This is a genomic window from Pseudoalteromonas sp. SWXJZ94C (assembly GCF_015864385.1).
Taxonomy (GTDB): Bacteria; Pseudomonadota; Gammaproteobacteria; order Enterobacterales; family Alteromonadaceae; genus Pseudoalteromonas.
This window is the reverse complement of sequence record NZ_JADYXF010000009.1, coordinates 1-16,701: the sequence shown is the minus strand read 5'-3', so window position 1 is coordinate 16,701 and position 16,701 is coordinate 1. Positions and strand designations below refer to the sequence as shown.

17 protein-coding genes, 1 tRNA gene and 1 pseudogene are annotated in these 16,701 nt (G+C 37.4%); 12 read left to right on the top strand and 7 right to left on the bottom strand.

Annotated features, from left to right (window positions below):
- Positions 1 to 10: 10 nt before the first annotated feature.
- From I6F65_RS05435 to I6F65_RS05420, 4 genes are all read right to left on the bottom strand, one after another.
- Positions 11 to 715, bottom strand: a complete 705-nt coding sequence (locus tag I6F65_RS05435) for a response regulator transcription factor (protein ID WP_024612029.1) — start codon at positions 713 to 715, stop codon at positions 11 to 13.
- Positions 716 to 736: 21 nt separating this feature from the next.
- Entirely contained in the window at positions 737 to 1,120 is a 384-nt protein-coding gene (locus I6F65_RS05430; protein WP_197111892.1) for a DUF3019 domain-containing protein, read from the bottom strand.
- Positions 1,110 to 1,967, bottom strand: a complete 858-nt coding sequence (locus I6F65_RS05425) for a MipA/OmpV family protein (protein ID WP_197111890.1) — start codon at positions 1,965 to 1,967, stop codon at positions 1,110 to 1,112. The genes I6F65_RS05430 and I6F65_RS05425 overlap by 11 nt, the downstream gene beginning before the upstream one ends.
- A gap of 91 nt (positions 1,968 to 2,058) precedes the next feature.
- The gene (locus tag I6F65_RS05420; RefSeq protein ID WP_197111888.1) at positions 2,059 to 2,865 is read right to left on the bottom strand and encodes a hypothetical protein; all 807 of its coding nucleotides are present in this window, start codon (positions 2,863 to 2,865) and stop codon (positions 2,059 to 2,061) included.
- Positions 2,866 to 2,976: 111 nt separating this feature from the next.
- Here I6F65_RS05420 and I6F65_RS05415 point away from each other — a divergent pair, with 111 nt between their 5' ends.
- Together I6F65_RS05415 and I6F65_RS05410 are read left to right on the top strand one after the other, a co-directional pair.
- The gene (locus tag I6F65_RS05415) at positions 2,977 to 4,131 is read left to right on the top strand and encodes a serine hydrolase (RefSeq protein WP_197111886.1); all 1,155 of its coding nucleotides are present in this window, start codon (positions 2,977 to 2,979) and stop codon (positions 4,129 to 4,131) included.
- Positions 4,128 to 4,637, top strand: a complete 510-nt coding sequence (locus tag I6F65_RS05410) for a histidine phosphatase family protein (protein WP_166108987.1) — start codon at positions 4,128 to 4,130, stop codon at positions 4,635 to 4,637. Before I6F65_RS05415 ends, I6F65_RS05410 begins: the two co-directional genes overlap by 4 nt.
- A gap of 111 nt (positions 4,638 to 4,748) precedes the next feature.
- Here the strand turns inward: I6F65_RS05410 and yhbY are convergent, their stop codons facing one another.
- Positions 4,749 to 5,045: a ribosome assembly RNA-binding protein YhbY gene (gene yhbY, locus I6F65_RS05405; RefSeq protein ID WP_024609591.1), complete on the bottom strand. Its 297-nt coding sequence runs from the start codon at positions 5,043 to 5,045 to the stop codon at positions 4,749 to 4,751.
- An 88-nt stretch (positions 5,046 to 5,133) separates the two neighbouring features.
- On the opposite strand from yhbY, the gene rlmE reads away from it, so the two are divergent.
- The 9 genes and pseudogenes from rlmE (at position 5,134) to I6F65_RS05360 (ending at position 14,549) form a co-directional block, all read left to right on the top strand.
- Complete coding sequence (gene rlmE, locus I6F65_RS05400; RefSeq protein ID WP_024609590.1) at positions 5,134 to 5,763, top strand: 23S rRNA (uridine(2552)-2'-O)-methyltransferase RlmE; 630 nt, start codon at positions 5,134 to 5,136, stop codon at positions 5,761 to 5,763.
- 66 nt (positions 5,764 to 5,829) lie between these two features.
- Positions 5,830 to 7,779: an ATP-dependent zinc metalloprotease FtsH gene (gene ftsH / locus I6F65_RS05395; RefSeq protein WP_231613119.1), complete on the top strand. Its 1,950-nt coding sequence runs from the start codon at positions 5,830 to 5,832 to the stop codon at positions 7,777 to 7,779.
- A 120-nt stretch (positions 7,780 to 7,899) separates the two neighbouring features.
- Positions 7,900 to 8,745, top strand: a complete 846-nt coding sequence (gene folP, locus I6F65_RS05390; RefSeq protein WP_166108988.1) for a dihydropteroate synthase — start codon at positions 7,900 to 7,902, stop codon at positions 8,743 to 8,745.
- Positions 8,745 to 10,094: a phosphoglucosamine mutase gene (gene glmM, locus I6F65_RS05385; protein WP_166108989.1), complete on the top strand. Its 1,350-nt coding sequence runs from the start codon at positions 8,745 to 8,747 to the stop codon at positions 10,092 to 10,094. Before folP ends, glmM begins: the two co-directional genes overlap by 1 nt.
- Positions 10,095 to 10,166: 72 nt before the next feature.
- Positions 10,167 to 10,916 carry a triose-phosphate isomerase gene (gene tpiA, locus I6F65_RS05380; protein ID WP_197111882.1) on the top strand — a complete coding sequence of 250 codons (750 nt, stop codon included), beginning with the start codon at positions 10,167 to 10,169 and terminating at the stop codon, positions 10,914 to 10,916.
- 1 nt (position 10,917) lies between these two features.
- Positions 10,918 to 11,271, top strand: a complete 354-nt coding sequence (secG, locus tag I6F65_RS05375; RefSeq protein ID WP_197111880.1) for a preprotein translocase subunit SecG — start codon at positions 10,918 to 10,920, stop codon at positions 11,269 to 11,271.
- A gap of 78 nt (positions 11,272 to 11,349) precedes the next feature.
- Positions 11,350 to 11,434 (top strand) — tRNA-Leu (locus I6F65_RS05370).
- Between the two features lie 209 nt (positions 11,435 to 11,643).
- Complete coding sequence (locus I6F65_RS05365) at positions 11,644 to 13,269, top strand: methyl-accepting chemotaxis protein (protein ID WP_197111878.1); 1,626 nt, start codon at positions 11,644 to 11,646, stop codon at positions 13,267 to 13,269.
- Positions 13,270 to 13,397: 128 nt separating this feature from the next.
- Positions 13,398 to 14,549: pseudogene (locus tag I6F65_RS05360) on the top strand (IS4 family transposase).
- 39 nt (positions 14,550 to 14,588) lie between these two features.
- Here I6F65_RS05360 and I6F65_RS05355 read toward each other — a convergent pair.
- A complete protein-coding gene (locus I6F65_RS05355) occupies positions 14,589 to 14,996 on the bottom strand; it encodes a phosphate ABC transporter substrate-binding protein (protein ID WP_024609410.1) in 408 nt (135 codons plus the stop codon).
- Between the two features lie 12 nt (positions 14,997 to 15,008).
- Complete coding sequence (locus tag I6F65_RS05350; RefSeq protein ID WP_197111876.1) at positions 15,009 to 16,139, bottom strand: porin; 1,131 nt, start codon at positions 16,137 to 16,139, stop codon at positions 15,009 to 15,011.
- A gap of 405 nt (positions 16,140 to 16,544) precedes the next feature.
- Between I6F65_RS05350 and I6F65_RS05345 the strand changes: the two genes are divergently transcribed.
- Positions 16,545 to 16,701 (top strand): helix-turn-helix domain-containing protein (locus tag I6F65_RS05345; protein ID WP_197111874.1); only part of this gene is annotated, 157 nt, incomplete at its 3' end.

The window sequence follows — 16,701 nt, the reverse complement described above, 5'->3', positions numbered from 1 at the left end:
TACCACCTAGTTACCAAGCAGTAGACACTAATAAATAGCCACGGCCCCATATAGTTTTTATTTTTTCTGGGTTTTGTGGATCATCATTGAATTTTTTACGCAAAGCCGAAATAAGTACATCAACACTTCTATCAAGACCGTCGTATTCTCTGCCTTTAGTTGCTTTAAATACAGCGTCACGAGAAACAACTTGCCCAGCGTTGCTTGCTAAATAGTGAAGTAGTAAGTACTCAGCGCTAGAAATATTTACGTCTTGCTCGTTGAGTTTTACATTTCTAGATTCAGTGTTAATACTTAACGAACCTACATTTATGACGCTTTCGTTTGCAAGAGATTTATTTGGTTCGTTATTTTGACGCAGTGCAGCTTTAATTCGGGCTAAAAGTGCGCGCGGACGAACAGGTTTCATTATGTAGTCGCTTGCGCCAACTTCTAAACCTATTACTTCATCCATTTCTTCGTCGCGTGCTGTAAGCATTATAATAGGTGAATTATAAAAACTGCGAAGCTCTCTACATACGCTAATACCGTCTTGTCCAGGAAGCATAATATCAAGCAGTACAATGTTTGGATTAAGAGTTTTTACTTGGCTCACAACTTCGTCGCCTCTGTGGCAAACATGAGTAGTGTAACCTTGCTCTGTTAAATACTCTGCAACCCATTGAGCAAGTGATACATCATCTTCTACAAGTAAAATAGTGCCGTAGTTATCCATAAATTATCCTTAATGCGTTGGTTAAAATAATCGCCAGCGACGTTTTTTTTGTCTGTTTTGATATACCCATTGAAGCTTTACCTCTGCAGTACTAATTATTTTAGATGTATTGCTATCAAAGAGTTCAAACGAGATGCTTTGCTGTGAGTCAAAAGCATAATTAAAAGTTCCTTTTTGCTGCTTAAGCCAACATTGCATAATGTATTTTGATGTAGCATCGCGCAGACAATAATTACCAATGATTGGCTGGCTCCAAGTGAGTACCACATCAGCATAGCAATCTCGACCTTCGCGAAGCGCTACACAGGTATCGGGAACTGCAATTAAAGTATCTAGCTCATCATCAGTCTCTGCGTATAGCGCAGTAGGGAAAAATAATAGCAAACATATCCACTTAAAATACATAACGTAGGCCTACCTTGGCTTTATGTTGGTACCCTTGTGAAATAATAGGGCTATCGTCAATTTCTTTTGAAAACCAGGTAGAAAGTAAGCCTGCTAAAAATACCCAATCTTGGCTTATAGGGTATTCAGCATGAAATTCAAAAATAACGCTAGTACTAGAATTGGTTTGATAAACAGGGCGTATTGGGGTTGCTTCACTTTGCTCTATACCAAAGTAATAATTTGTAAAGTCAGCAGAATAGGCGCTTACGCCAACACCAGATCTAAACTCCCAGTTTCGCCATGGTAAAATATGGCTAAAAAAGGTATTAACGACCCAACCATTGTGTGTGCCAGAAACGTCATGGAGGTATTCAAATGAGACTTGTGAGTTTTCAAATCGACGAGTTAGCCTTAAGCCTACATCAAAATCATAATTGCGAGACTTAATACCGCTTAATTCATCTATTACGCCATTATTATAAAAGCCAAGACCCTTCTCATCAAAGCCTGCTTGGGTGTTAGTGCCTAATACATCTAAACCCCAATCAAATTTATCAATTAAGCTGTAGCCTACAACAAGACCACCACTTAGTTGGTTATGATCAAAGTCGAGATAAAAATTCTCATAAGAAACAGCAACACTTAAATCAAGTTCTAATCCATCGTCGTAAGAGTCAATACCAACTAAATAAGAGTCTTCAATAAAATAGCTGGCACCTGCGCTCCAATCCCATGCAAAGCCTTGGGTAGGCTCTAATGTGTTATCGGCGTAATAGCGATTACTAGCCATACTTGAAGTGCTAAAAATACTTGCAAAAAACAAGCTTGTGCTAAATAAAGTATGGATAAGTAAAGAGTGTTTCATCCCTAAAGTGCCTAATTATTATTTGTTATAAAGCGTAGTATATTGTTAAACCGTTTTTTTTATCTGTAAAAAAGTGTAGTAAACGCAAGGCTTACTGCACTTTAATTTTATCGATTAATATACTACTTAGGTAAAATTGCATCATAGGTGTTAATGCACTTACTTCTGTACGATTACACGGGCCACTAAGCTTAGTAAGGCTTGATAGCTTTGAAAGTACTTTATACTCAGGAATTTGAACTTCTTTGCCTAATCTAGCTAAGCGAGCTTGTTCTGTATTTTGTTGGTGAACAAAAGAAGCAACTTCTAATTCGTTTGTCACTTTTTGCTCTTCATTAAAGCTATAAATTAATGGTTCGCGGTGAAAACTTGCACTGTCTATTGAAGATTTTGCAAACCACACAACATCACCAGACTTTTTGTGAGTAAGACGCATGCTTACTTCAGCAAAAATAGCTGCGCATTGTTGAGTTGGGTATTGCTGAGCAATATTAGTGTAAAGTGAAAATGGTTGTTCAGGTTGATTAAGTGAATATTGAATATCATCTTTAAAGGTTAAATCAAGCTGTTGAATTGAAAGTGTATAGTCACTATCGTTTTTGGTAGTTACTTTTAATTGTTTTTCGCTTAATGCTTGGCTTATTTGCGCTAACAAGGTGTCGGTTACACTTGCTTTACCCGTAATGATTTTAACTGTTTGGTTTCTTGATACTTTATGAGCAGGTAACTGAACAGACTTTACTTTTGGTGATGCATGTTCAGTTTTATACTCAAGTTTATATGTTTGACTTTTTAATGTCGGCTTTAACGGCATAGCTAAAGGTTCTGCAGGTTGTTGTTGCGTGACGGCACAACCAGCTGACAGTAAAATAAAAAGTGACACAACTAAAAAACGCATAAGTACTAAACATCCACTAAAAAACAATAATTATGCCATTGTACGTTAGTCCAAACAAAACTTCATGATATTATGCCAATAGATGTAGTTAAAAAGATAAAATTATAAAGAATGAAGTATTCCACCCCTTTATTGTATTGCCTATCTGCTTTTTGTTTATTGCTCAGCCCTGTAGCTTTTGCAAAGAAACTAGATACAAATTGGAATGATTTTGTAAGTAAATATGGTCGCTATGCTGAAAAAATGCTTAAAAGCAAAGGAATTCCAGGTGCCGCTTTATCAATAGTTAGTATTCAAAATGATGACTATATTAATACTATGGGACATACCAAAGCGCGTAATGGGCAAAAAATAAATGCACATACTCGTTTTAGGTTAGCGTCTGTTTCCAAAACTTTCGCAGGCTCGCTTTCAGCTAAATTAGCAACGGATGGTTTGCTTCGGTTAGATAGCCCTGTTAGTGAATATATACCCAGTTTTAAAAATACGGTTTATAAAGATAATTTAAAGGTATTTCATATTCTAAGTCACTCAAGTGGCTTAGTCCCCAACGCATACGATAACTTAATTGAATCGCAAATGAGTTACCCCGATATAGTTGAAAAGCTTGTTACCGTTAAGCCTATTTGCGAGCCAGGGCAATGTTATGGCTATCAAAATGTAATGTTTAGTTTAATCGACGATATTATTTTAAAAAGCACAAATAAAAGTTATTCGCAGTGGCTAAATGAAGCTATTTTTACTCCTTTAAAAATGACTGATGCAAGTTTAGGTTATGAGGCTATGGTAAAAAATAAAAATTTTGCCTTACCACATGTGCGTGGTAAAAAGCGTTGGTATAGCGCTGAGCTTAAAAAAAATTACTATAAAGTTGGTGCAGCAGCCGGCGTTAACGCCAGTGCTAGCGATATGGTAATTTGGCTTAAAGCACAATTAGGTCAATACCCTGATGTTTTATCCCTTAATGCTTTAGCAACTCAAACACGTCGTTATACTCACACCAAAAAAGAACGTTATAGGCGTGTATGGAAAAAACACCTCAATGAAGCTTTTTATGGATTGGGTTGGAGAGTGTACAACTATGCAGATGAAACTCTTTATTATCACAGTGGTTGGGTACAAGGGTACCGTAGTGATTTAGTTGTTTTTCCGCACTTAAATGTCGGTTTTAGCTTAATTGTAAACGCAGAAACAGGGGTTATAAATGAACTAACAACTGAATTTATTAACCGTTTATTAGAGTACAAACGAGGTCAAAAAATATGAACGTTAAAAATAAAATAACGACGCTGTTTTTAGTGTTTTTTACATTGTTTAGTTGTAAGTTTGCGTTTGCGTCTCCGGATGAAATTTACTTATTTCGTCACAGCGAAAAGCAATCAGGTAAAAACCCATCATTAACAGAGCAAGGTAAAATTAGAGCAAACAACTTAGTTTTGTTGTTTAAAAAATATAAAAATGTACATGTATTTAGTAGTAACTATAACCGTACATTACAAACAGCTCAGCCACTTGCAAAGCACTTTAATACAAGCGTTAATATATACAACGCAAGCGAGTTAACAGCACTTAAAAGTAAGTTATTTACATTAGATGGTGTGGTGGTTGTAATAGGGCATAGTAATACAACGCCAGTATTTGCGGAGTTACTTTCAAGTGAAAAAGTTTCGTTAATGGCAGAGACAGACTTCACACGTTACTTTTTATTAAAAAGCAATTTAGATAAAAGTAGCAACCAATATAGTGTTAGCGAGTTAACTATGGATTTTTAACGTGCGAGTAAGTTAAATTTATAATAATCAAAAAAACTTTCTATAAACGACAAAAAACCAGCATTAAGCTGGTTTTTTCATTCAACGTGCTGAATCTTTAAAAAAGAAGGATTAGCTACGTGGTAATCTAATTTTTTTCTCTACACTTTGACGATAAATCACGATAGTGTGACCAATCGATTGTAGTTTAGTAGCACCAGTTTCACGTACTATTGCATCAAAAATTAGCGCTTTAGTTTCACGATCGTCAGTAGGAACTTTTACTTTAATCAATTCGTGAATTTCTAATGCACTTTGAATTTCCATTACTACGCCTTCGGTTAAACCGTTAGAACCTAGTAAAACTACGGGCTTAAGACTATGTGCTTGACCCTTTAAGAACTGCTTTTGTTTGTTTGATAATGTCATGTTTATACAAATTTTGCTGAATATGGCTTGAATTAAGGGTATTCTACCGCCATCTAAAGAATATTACTAATTAGTTGCGTGTTAATTTATGACAAATAAAAAACAGTCAGCCAGTTCACAGCGATGGCTGAAAGAACATTTTGATGATAAATATGTTCAAGAAGCGCAAAAAAAAGGCTGGCGTTCTAGAGCGGTTTTTAAATTAGATGAAATCCAGAACAGAGACAAATTACTTCGTCCAGCGATGACTGTTGTTGACCTAGGCGCTGCGCCTGGTAGTTGGTCACAATACCTAGCTGAAAAAGTAGGTGATAAAGGTCAAGTTATTGCGTGCGATATACTTCCTATGGATTCATTAGCGGGTGTTGACTTTTTGCAAGGTGACTTTCGTGAAGAAGCTGTATTAAGTGCCTTATTAAAACGTATTGATGGTAAAAATGTTGATGTGGTATTGTCTGACATGGCACCAAATATGAGTGGTAACAACTCAGTTGACCAAGCTGGTAGTATGTATCTAGTTGAGCTTGCATTAGATATGTGTAATCAAGTATTGAAGAAAAATGGTGCATTTGTTGTTAAAGTATTCCAAGGGGAAGGCTTTGATCAATTCCTGCAAGATGTACGTAATAGTTTTAAAATAGTAAAAATACGCAAACCTGATGCCTCACGTGCCCGTTCTCGGGAAGTATATATAGTAGCGAGCGGATACAAACTATAGTACAGTTACTTGGCGTTTAGTTGAATTTACATTAATTGGATACAAGAGGTTAACCCCTTGAGCGATATGGCGAAAAATTTAATACTATGGCTGGTAATTGCAGTTGTGCTGATGTCAGTCTTTCAGAGCTTTAATGGTGGCGATCAAGTTGATCGTCAAACGAGTTACAGTCAATTTGTTAAAGATGCCCGAAATGGCTCTATACAAGAAGTTGCAATAGAAAGTACGAGTGGAACAATTACTGGTACTAAAACGAGTGGCGAACGTTTTCAAACGATTATGCCTATTTACGATAAAGATATTTTAAATGATTTACTTAAAAGTGATGTAAATGTGAAAGGGGTTAAACCCGAGGAACAATCATTTTTAGCAAATATATTTATTTCTTGGTTCCCAATGATACTGCTTATTGGTGTATGGATATTCTTCATGCGTCAAATGCAAGGCGGTGGTGGTAAAGGTGCGATGTCGTTCGGTAAGAGCAAAGCGCGCTTGATGAGCGAAGATCAAATTAAAACAACGTTTGCTGATGTAGCCGGTTGTGATGAAGCGAAAGAAGATGTTACTGAATTAGTAGATTTCTTACGTGACCCATCAAAATTCCAAAAGTTAGGCGGTAGCATTCCTAAAGGCGTATTAATGGTAGGTCCTCCAGGTACGGGTAAAACCTTACTTGCAAAGGCTGTTGCTGGTGAAGCAAAAGTGCCATTCTTTACAATTTCAGGCTCAGACTTTGTTGAAATGTTTGTTGGTGTTGGTGCATCACGTGTACGTGATATGTTCGAACAAGCTAAAAAAGCATCACCTTGTATTATCTTTATAGATGAGATTGATGCTGTAGGTCGTAAACGTGGCGCAGGAATGGGCGGCGGTAACGACGAGCGCGAACAAACACTTAACCAAATGCTAGTAGAAATGGATGGTTTTGGTGGTAACGAGGGTATTATCGTTATTGCAGCAACAAACCGTCCTGATGTATTGGACCCAGCATTACTTCGTCCAGGTCGTTTTGACCGCCAAGTAGAAGTTGGTTTACCAGATATTCGTGGTCGTGAACAGATTCTTAAAGTACATATGCGCAAAGTACCTTTAGGCGATAACGTAGAAGCTGCTTTAATTGCTCGTGGTACTCCTGGATTTTCAGGTGCTGATTTAGCTAACTTGGTAAACGAAGCAGCCCTTTATGCTGCTCGTGGAAATAAACGAGTTGTTAGCATGGCTGAGTTCGATGCCGCTAAAGATAAAATTATGATGGGCGCTGAGCGCAAAACCATGGTAATGAGCGAGCAAGAAAAAGCAATGACAGCTTATCATGAAGCTGGTCACGCGATTGTAGGTCGCATGGTGCCAGAGCATGATCCAGTGTATAAAGTGTCTATCATTCCACGTGGTCGTGCACTAGGTGTAACGATGTACTTGCCTGAGCAAGACCGTGTAAGTCATTCTAAAGAGCTTCTAGAGTCAATGATTTCTAGCCTTTATGGTGGTCGTATTGCTGAAGCACTTATTTATGGCGCAGATAAAGTAACAACGGGTGCAAGTAATGATATTGAACGAGCAACAGATATAGCTCGTAAAATGGTTACGCATTGGGGTTTAAGTGAAAAACTTGGTCCATTACTTTATGCTGAAGATCAAAATGAAATGTATATGGGTGGCGGTGGAAGTCGCGCATCAAGCATGTCAGATGATACAGCTAAAGTGATAGATGCTGAGATTCGTTTATTCTCAGACCGTAACTACCAAAGAGCAGAAGATATATTAAAAGAAAACATTGATATTCTTCACTCGATGAAAGACGCACTGATGAAATACGAAACAATCGATGCTAAACAAATTGATGATTTAATGGCACGTCAACCAGTTCGCGAACCTCGCGATGCGCATGACCGTCATGAACAAAAATCAGAAAAAGTAGATGTTAGTAAAGATAAGGTTGTTGATGATAGCGAAAGTCAAAAACCTACAGATTTATCAAAAAAAGATGATACAAATCTTGATGATAAAGATGAATAATCGTTAAAGTAGTAAATTAAAAGCCCCGAACTTCGGGGCTTTTTTTGTATGGATTTAATTTAATATCCTAATTATTCGTTAGGGTTTTGCTTAATTGCTATAAGAATACAAAGGTTAGCAATGAATGACTTACTAAACCTCCCTCACGGGCGCACTCTAAATTTAACTAACCCTGTGATAATGGGTATATTAAATGTGACACCAGATTCATTTTCTGATGGTGGAGAGTGCTTAAATATCAATATAGCGCTTGAACGTGCAATGCAATTACTTAATGATGGTGCACTGATTTTGGATATTGGTGGAGAGTCGACTAGACCCGGTGCTCCCGATGTAAGTCTTGAAGATGAACTGGCACGTGTTATTCCTGTTATAAAAGCAATACGCAATAAAAGTGATTGCGTAATATCTGTTGATACAAGTAAAGCAGAGGTAATGAGGCAGGCTATTACAGCTGGGGCTGATATTGTAAATGACGTTAGAGCTTTACAAGAACCCGGTGCATTAGAGGTTGTAGCGCAGTTTGAAAATGTAGCTGTTTGTTTGATGCACATGCAAGGGCAACCACGTAGCATGCAATCTTCACCGCATTATGATGATCTATTAGCTAATATTAGTGGTTTTTTTAATAAGCGCATAATTGCCTGTAAAACAGCAGGGATTAAGCTAGAACAGCTTATTTTAGACCCAGGTTTTGGATTTGGAAAAACACTTAGCCATAATTATAAAATTTTAGCTAAGTTTGATGATTTTAATAAGTTTGGTTTACCATTGCTTGCAGGCTTATCTCGTAAATCGATGATAGGAAACTTATTAAATAGAGAAACAAATGAACGGTTAGCGGGTAGTTTAGCTGGCGCATTAATCGCAGCACAAAATGGCGCTAAAATAATTCGAGTACACGATGTTAAAGAAACAGCTGATGTACTTGGAGTATTACGAGCCTGTGAACAAGGGGTTTTATAATGAAAGAAAGAAAATATTTTGGTACCGATGGTGTTCGTGGGTTAGTTGGAACCGCACCAATTACACCTGAGTTTGCTATGAAACTAGGCTGGGCAGCAGGACGTGTTTTATCTAAAAATGGAACTAAAAAAGTTATCATTGGCAAAGATACACGTATTTCTGGTTATATGCTTGAAACCGCAATTGAATCTGGTTTCATTGCCGCTGGAATTGATGTTGTATTACTTGGGCCAATGCCAACTCCGGCAATTGCCTATTTAGCGCAAACTTTTCGCGCTGAAGCTGGTGTTGTTATCAGTGCTTCACATAATCCATATTATGATAACGGTATTAAGTTTTTTAATGGCAACGGCTTAAAGCTTGATGATGCAGTTGAGTTACAAATAGAAGCCATGCTAGATGAGCCAATGACATGTGTTGCCTCAGATAAATTAGGTAAAGCGAGCCGATTACCTAGCGCTGATGGACGTTACATTGAATTTTGTAAAAGTCAGTTTCCTCAAGGCTTATCGCTAGAGGGTTTAAAGATTGTTGTTGATTGCGCTAATGGCGCAACTTATCACATAGCTCCTTCTGTTATGCGAGAGCTAGGTGCAGACGTTATTACTTTTGCATGTGAGCCAAATGGTGTAAACATTAATCACGAATGCGGTGCTACTCATGTAGACACTTTAAAACGTAAAGTACTTGAATTTAAAGCTGATGTAGGTATTGCCTATGACGGTGATGGTGACCGCGTGATGATGGTTGACCATAATGGCCGTGTTTTTGATGGTGATGATTTAGTTTATATTATTGCCTGCCAAGCCGCTCAAGATGATAACTTAGGCGGTGGTGTAGTTGGCACCGTTATGTCGAATATGGGTTTAGAAAACGCCTTGAAAGCGAAGGGAATTGAGTTTGCTCGCAGCAAAGTAGGTGACCGATATGTTATGGAACTACTGCAACAAAAAGGCTGGAAAATCGGTGGAGAGAGCTCTGGACATGTTCTCAACCTTGATTTAATAAGTACCGGTGATGGTATTATTTCGAGCTTACAAGTATTGGCTGCTATGGTTGCACAAAATCGCACGCTTCAAGATTTAGGTGCTGGTTTTACCAAGTATCCAATGAAAATGATAAATGTGCGTTATACCCCAGGAACAGATCCAACTAAAGCAAAAGAAGTGCTTGCTGCTGTTGCTCAAGTTGAAGAATGTTTAGGCGATAAAGGGCGTGTTTTACTTCGTAAATCAGGCACTGAACCTGTTGTTCGTGTTATGGTTGAAGCAGAGCAAGAAAAAATAGTAATAGATAGCGCTCAAAAAATTGCGGATGTTGTCGAATCTATGAGCAAACAAACTGATTGATAACAATAACCTCTTGTAACTTTGGGTGAGAAAAGTTAATATCTCGCCCGTTTTCTAATGTGGAGTGGAAAAATGGCAATACGCAAAGCGATGGTCGCAGGCAACTGGAAAATGAACGGTTCTTTAGAACTTGTTAAACAAATGTCTGAAGCTATTAACAGTGTTAAATCTCAAGAGATAAACATTGTTTTATTTCCTCCGTTCCCATTAATATCGGCACTTATTGCTAGTGGTGTATCTACAGGGGCACAAACTGTTTCTGAAAATAAACCAGGTGCTTTTACTGGCGAAGTTGATGCTCAACTTATTAAAGATTTAGGCGCAGAGTATGTTTTAGTAGGACATTCTGAGCGCAGAAGTATTTATAACGAAAGTAATAATACTGTAGCCGAAAAGTTTGCACGAGCTCAACAAGTTGGCTTAACACCTATTTTATGTGTAGGCGAAAGCGAAACTGAGCAAGAGAATGGTCAAACTGAGCAAGTAGTTGCTGCGCAAATTGATGCAGTAATTGAGAAATTAGGTATAGCAGCACTAAAAGATTCTGTGATAGCATACGAGCCCGTTTGGGCCATTGGCACAGGTAAAACTGCATCGCCGGAACAGGCACAAAACGTTCACAAATTTATCCGTGACAAAATTGCTGGATTAGATAGCGGTTTAGCACAAGGGCTTTCCATCTTATATGGTGGTAGCGTAAATGAAAAAAATAGCGAATTATTATTTGCACAAACAGATATAGACGGCGGCCTAATTGGTGGTGCTAGTTTAAAAGCAGATTCATTTACTGCAATCTGCAAAAGTGCAAAAGGAACCGTATAAGATGTACGAAATTTTATTAGTAGTTTATTTAGTAGTGGCTTTAGCTTTAGTTGGCATGGTTTTAATCCAGCAAGGTAAAGGCGCAGATATGGGTTCTTCATTTGGCGCTGGTGCTTCTGGTACCGTTTTTGGGTCGTCAGGTGCTGGTAACTTCATGACAAAAACAACCACAAGCTTAGCAACTGTATTTTTTGTTTTAAGTATTGTGCTAGGTAACCTAACTGCAGGTCAAATTAAACAGACTGATGAGTGGGAAAACCTACAAGACGCACCAGCAGCTGAAACAGTTGTTCCTGTTGAAGAAGATGTTCCAGTAACATCAACTAAAGAGCAAAGCTCTGACGTGCCAAACTAATTTAGTTAAAACTAATAGTTAAACGATTTATATTCCTCAAATAAATCATTAAAGTTTAGCGATAAAGATAATACAAATGCGGATGTGGTGGAATTGGTAGACACGCCACCTTGAGGGGGTGGTGCTTTAGGGCATGGGGGTTCAAGTCCCCCCATCCGCACCAAATTTAGAAACCAGTAACAGTGATGTTACTGGTTTTTTTGTATCTGAAAAATATACTGAATGTTTTTTGTTCATTACTAGCTTGTTTTAGAGGACTGTTCTATTTTTTAGAAAAAAAAGTATAAAAAAACTAGAAATATTACAAATTTAGCTCACACTTATAAGTATTAAGCCGATAAGAATATAGACAACAAAATAAGGTAACACAGTATGGCTTCAGGCTTCTCTTTTCAAAACCTAAGCATAACGAAAAAAATACATGCAATAACATGCATTGCGGTAGTGGCCTTTATAGTGATCGTACTAATAAACTATTTGGCAATGAATGATAATAAGGTCTCTCTCGATGAAATGGGTAACTCATCGTACAAAGTAGTTAAATTAACTTCAGCAAATGTAGGGCTATTAGAAAAGCTTGATGAGCTTTATACTCAAGCTGTGACTTTTGGTGAACAAGATCTAATTGTTAAAGCGGATGAGGTATACCAAACTATAGAGTCCAATATTAATCTTATTACTCAATTGAGCAACTCTTACATTAATAATGATATTGTAAAAGAGTTATCAGATTACCAAAAAATATCCTCTAGTATTGCCAGCGGTATGGTTAACGGTACTGCTGATTATAGTAAAATACAACAACAAGCACAGCTAAAAACAAGTTTGTATGGGTCTGTTTTAGAAAGTTTTAAAGGGGCTCAGCAAAAAGCTGATAATCGTTTTTTCGAACTTGTAGCTAATACTAAAGCTCGTTCAGACGAAGCCTTAACTTTAATGTTAGTTGTATCTATTGTTTCGCTAATATTATTGTTATTCATGGCTATTTGGATTGCTAAAAATATAGGTTCATCTGCTAGTGACGCAGCTAATAATTTGAGTTTATTAGCAAGTGGGAATGGGTCTTTAAGCACACAATTAGCGGTTAATTCAGAAGATGAGATTGGTCAAGTTTCTATTAATTTTAATGCGTTTATAGCTTTATTAAGAGAGACTGTATTAGAAGTTATTGCAGTTTGTGAACCTTTAATGGAAAACTCTACTCGGCTAGTTCAAGGCATGGAACAAGCAGAGCGTGCAACTACAAAGCAAACTACTGATGCTGAAATTGTTAAACAATCTATGGAGGAAATGAAGCAGAGTGTTGGTGATATATCACAGTCTGCAGCTAACGCTTCTAATGCAGCTGAAACAGCAGAGAAAGAAGTGGAGCAGAGCCGTACACAAGTACAAATGTCTGTTACAGCATCTCGTACCCTTAGCGACGAAATTAATCAAGCTGCTACTACAATTAATAAACTTGCAGATGATACAAAAAATGTATCTCAGATTTTGAATGTTATTACGTCTATTGCAGATCAAACTAACTTGTTGGCGCTTAATGCAGCTATAGAAGCCGCTCGTGCTGGTGAACACGGACGGGGTTTTGCAGTAGTTGCTGATGAAGTTCGTGAATTAGCTTCTCGCACAGCACATTCTACTAATGAAATTCGTGAATTATTAGGGGCATTAACTACCGCAGCCAATGAGTCTGTGACAGCGATGACTTCTGCACGAGATATGGCAACAGATAATGCGACTGCAGCAGAAAAAACGGGTATTTCGATTGAAAAAATAGCCGAACAAATGCTAGAAATTAATGGAATGAATTCGCAAATAGCTGCTGCGACAGAAGAGCAAACATCGGTTGCAGCTATGGTTGTTGAGAATGTCTCAAATATGCATGTATCGTTTGAAGATACTATGGATTCATTACTTGCTGTGCGCGATGTAGCCAAAAATCTACATTACTTATCTGATAATTTACTGGATGCGACAGCTAAATTTAGAATTGAGTAATTTTAATTATTGACACAAAAAACCATCGACGAGTTAATGCTGAACAGTTAAAAAATATTTAATGATCCATTGACCGATCTTTTGGTTAGTTTATAAAGGCTTCTGAATTTATTCAGGAGCTTTTTATTTTGCAACTCACTACTGCACTTTCTCTAGCCAATGGTTACGCGCCCAATTCAGAAGGCTTAGGTCAACTGAGCTATTTTTATATCCTGAATCTATCAAACAATGCGCAGAAACCGCAGGTGTTGTAACGATAAGGAAAAGAAGGTTTCCTGTTGAGATGGCTGTTTGGATAGTCATTTGTATGTCGTTTTATCGTGAAGACCCACTGTGGAGTATCGTCAGTAAATTAGGGCTCGCTTTACTAGGTAAAAAAGAACTCGTTGCACCCTGTGCGATTGTACAGGCTAGACAGCGGTTTGGGGCTAATGCCATTAAACAGGTTTTTGAGCAAAGTCAGCAAATGTGAATGTTGATACGAGCCATCCCACACGGTGCGGGTTATCACTATCGGGCGTTGATGGTGTCATTTGGCGCACACCAGATACCGCTGAAAATCAACACGCATTCTCCGCGTGAAAAATCAGTATGGTGACACGGCTTTCCCTCAAGTTCGCATGGTGTGTTTGATGGAGTTAACTAGCCATTTATTAATGGGGAGCGCCTTTGATAGTTGTCACACTAGTGAAATGGTGTTGGCTGAAGACTTAATTGAGGCAACATCCGATAACTCACTGACGTTATTTGATAGAGACTTCTATTCTCTAGGCTTACTCAATCGTTGGCAACATGCTGGGGGGGAATAGGCATTGGCTTCAACCGATGAGAAAAGGCATGCAATATGAAATTGTTCGCTCTTTAGGTCGTCAAGACAAACTCATCAAGCTAAAAGCAACAGCACAAGCGATAAATAGAACAAACCTTACTGAATAGTCACTTCACGCTACGTAGCAAGAAACCTGAAACGATAGCACAAGAATTATGGGGCGTAGTTGAGCTATAACTTGCTTCGATACCAGATGGTGGAAATGGCGCAGAAAAAGCCTAGAATATATGCAAAACACCTGAGTCTTTCGACGTGTGCTATTAGTATTATTAACCTGATTCATCCAATGTTTATAGAAAATGCAGGACGTATACCTAAATCAATAGAGTAATTACAAGCTCGAGTTAAACATTACATATTGCCGATAAAACGGGAACGGGCGTATCCGAGGTGTGTGAAACCAAAACCCAGCAAATACCTCAATAAAAAACGCCAGTCAGCTGTTAACTGACTGGCATTAACCAAATGGTTTTTATATTAACTTTTACGTTTAAAAAGTAGCAATTACTTTTACTTTATCGCTCACTTTAGAACTATCAACGTAGCCAATTGCGTTACCATTAGCAGCAACAAAATCGATAACAGCTTGGTCTGATGTAAGCTTTTCAGGCGGAGTACCTTTACCTGTAAATATTAGCTTTGACCAATATGCATTTAACTGACTACTAGACTTACCAACAACTTTGTCGTTAAATTCATCTGCTACAGGCGTACCGTCTTGATTTACAGGGTTAACTTTATCGCCATTACTAAATGACTTACTTTTTCCCAAATAAATCTTTTTTATTGTGTCAGCATCTACAGAGCTAGCATTGCTTGGGTTAACAATCACTGCAACGTCTGCAAATACACTCATTGAGCACAATGAAAGTGCAGTAACTAAAATTAATTTTTTCATCATAAGCTCCAATTAAAAGACAAGATCTACACCAACAGCCACTATATCAGTTTCTGTATTAGTAATATCATCATCAAAACGACTGAAGTCTATTTTAAATGCAGCAGATGGGTGAAAGTCGTAACGTGCGCCAATAGTGTAAACATTACTTTGTGCACGAATTCCTTCTAAGGCGCCATTTACCGCAGCATTTAAGCTAGGTATAGATTCAATGGTATCAAATCGTGATGAGTCATGTTCATCATCATTATCTTCATATGTAAAATGAACAATAACACTGTCGATACGGTAACCAACAGATGCGTAATACTGAGACTGCTTAGCTAAAATACTGTCTTCTACTTCAAATTCAGTGTATTCGGCATCAAACAAGAAATTATCATAATCGACGGAGAAACCTACACCAATAAACGTTGTTTTATCTTCATCAGTAACAAGATCATTAGCTGTTTTTGTTAAGCCATTGTCATTTAATGCGCCAACAAGTTGAATTAAACCGCTATCGTCTGACGAGATACTTGTATCGGCTACAATGTATGCTGCACGAGCGCTAAACCAATCGTAAGATAAGCTCCAGTTTACACCACCAAAATTAGTTAACTCTGCTGGTAAATCATTTCCGAATACATCAATATCCCCATCAAAAGCACCATAGAACCCTTGTAAAGTAGAGTCCCAATCTCCTAATTGAGAGCTATAAACTAAGCTAAGACCCTCATATGTTGAAAATGGAATGCCATATACTGATTTTGGCGGGCGAACCCAGCGATATGCGTAGCCTACATCTAAAAAGTCAGAATATTTGTAAAATGGTACACGCATTTTACCTGCGCTTAACTGTAGCTCATCACTGAACTCGTAAGTAACATAAGCCCATTCAAATTCAGCGTCAAAATCGTTTTCACCTCGAGCTACAATTTGTGCTGTTGCAGTTAGTTTGTCATGTAAATCTGCCGATAATTGTAATGCAAAAACGCTTTCGTTTTTAAATGAAATATCATCATCATAATCGTATAAAGTCCGGTCACTATCCAGACTTTTACCGCCTACAATTGATGCAAAACCATTGATTTTTACTTCAGCACTAGCATAACTAGATGCTAAAACTGCACATATTGCTACTGCTACAGATAGCTTTTTCATATGTTGTTCCTATTTTTTATTTAGATATTGATTTCAAGTGCAGTATAGGTTCATTTTTCTTATTTATCTAATAAATAGAAAAGTTTATCTTTTAAATATTATTTAATATTATTTAATATTATTTAATATTATTTAATATTATTTAATATTATTTAACATTATAGTGGGGGATAGATACATACAATGATATTAATTAACGATATTAGATTTTTTGTTCAAAAACAATAATGTAAATATAGTTCATTTTTTATTATCATTCTAAATTATTGATTGTTAAGTTAAAAATGTTTCCTGTGTGTTTTTTATAACCTAGATTCAAATTGTAAGTGCATAACTTGTTTTGGCTAGATTAAATGGTCAGTTGCTCATAAGCTAACTGCTTTTTCTCCGGCAAGAGATTTTACAATGAGACATTACAAACAACTGACCTATGCGCAAAGATGCCAGATCGCCGTTCTAAAGAAAAGCGGTTTTACGCAACAAACTATTGCTGAGCTAACTAATTTATCGCAATCTACGATTTCAAGAGAGCTTTCTAGAAATACAGGTAAGCGAGGTTACA

Coding starts and splice junctions, on each gene's coding strand:
- I6F65_RS05365 (WP_197111878.1), top strand. CDS start 11,644: ATGGCTTCAGGCTTCTCTTTTCAAAACCTAAGCATAACGAAAAAAATA.
- I6F65_RS05410 (WP_166108987.1), top strand. CDS start 4,128: ATGAACGTTAAAAATAAAATAACGACGCTGTTTTTAGTGTTTTTTACA.
- I6F65_RS05350 (WP_197111876.1), bottom strand. CDS start 16,139: ATGAAAAAGCTATCTGTAGCAGTAGCAATATGTGCAGTTTTAGCATCT.
- tpiA (WP_197111882.1), top strand. CDS start 10,167: ATGGCAATACGCAAAGCGATGGTCGCAGGCAACTGGAAAATGAACGGT.
- I6F65_RS05430 (WP_197111892.1), bottom strand. CDS start 1,120: ATGTATTTTAAGTGGATATGTTTGCTATTATTTTTCCCTACTGCGCTA.
- I6F65_RS05420 (WP_197111888.1), bottom strand. CDS start 2,865: ATGCGTTTTTTAGTTGTGTCACTTTTTATTTTACTGTCAGCTGGTTGT.
- folP (WP_166108988.1), top strand. CDS start 7,900: ATGAATGACTTACTAAACCTCCCTCACGGGCGCACTCTAAATTTAACT.
- I6F65_RS05415 (WP_197111886.1), top strand. CDS start 2,977: ATGAAGTATTCCACCCCTTTATTGTATTGCCTATCTGCTTTTTGTTTA.
- rlmE (WP_024609590.1), top strand. CDS start 5,134: ATGACAAATAAAAAACAGTCAGCCAGTTCACAGCGATGGCTGAAAGAA.
- yhbY (WP_024609591.1), bottom strand. CDS start 5,045: ATGACATTATCAAACAAACAAAAGCAGTTCTTAAAGGGTCAAGCACAT.
- glmM (WP_166108989.1), top strand. CDS start 8,745: ATGAAAGAAAGAAAATATTTTGGTACCGATGGTGTTCGTGGGTTAGTT.
- I6F65_RS05435 (WP_024612029.1), bottom strand. CDS start 715: ATGGATAACTACGGCACTATTTTACTTGTAGAAGATGATGTATCACTT.
- I6F65_RS05355 (WP_024609410.1), bottom strand. CDS start 14,996: ATGAAAAAATTAATTTTAGTTACTGCACTTTCATTGTGCTCAATGAGT.
- secG (WP_197111880.1), top strand. CDS start 10,918: ATGTACGAAATTTTATTAGTAGTTTATTTAGTAGTGGCTTTAGCTTTA.
- ftsH (WP_231613119.1), top strand. CDS start 5,830: ATGGCGAAAAATTTAATACTATGGCTGGTAATTGCAGTTGTGCTGATG.
- I6F65_RS05425 (WP_197111890.1), bottom strand. CDS start 1,967: ATGAAACACTCTTTACTTATCCATACTTTATTTAGCACAAGCTTGTTT.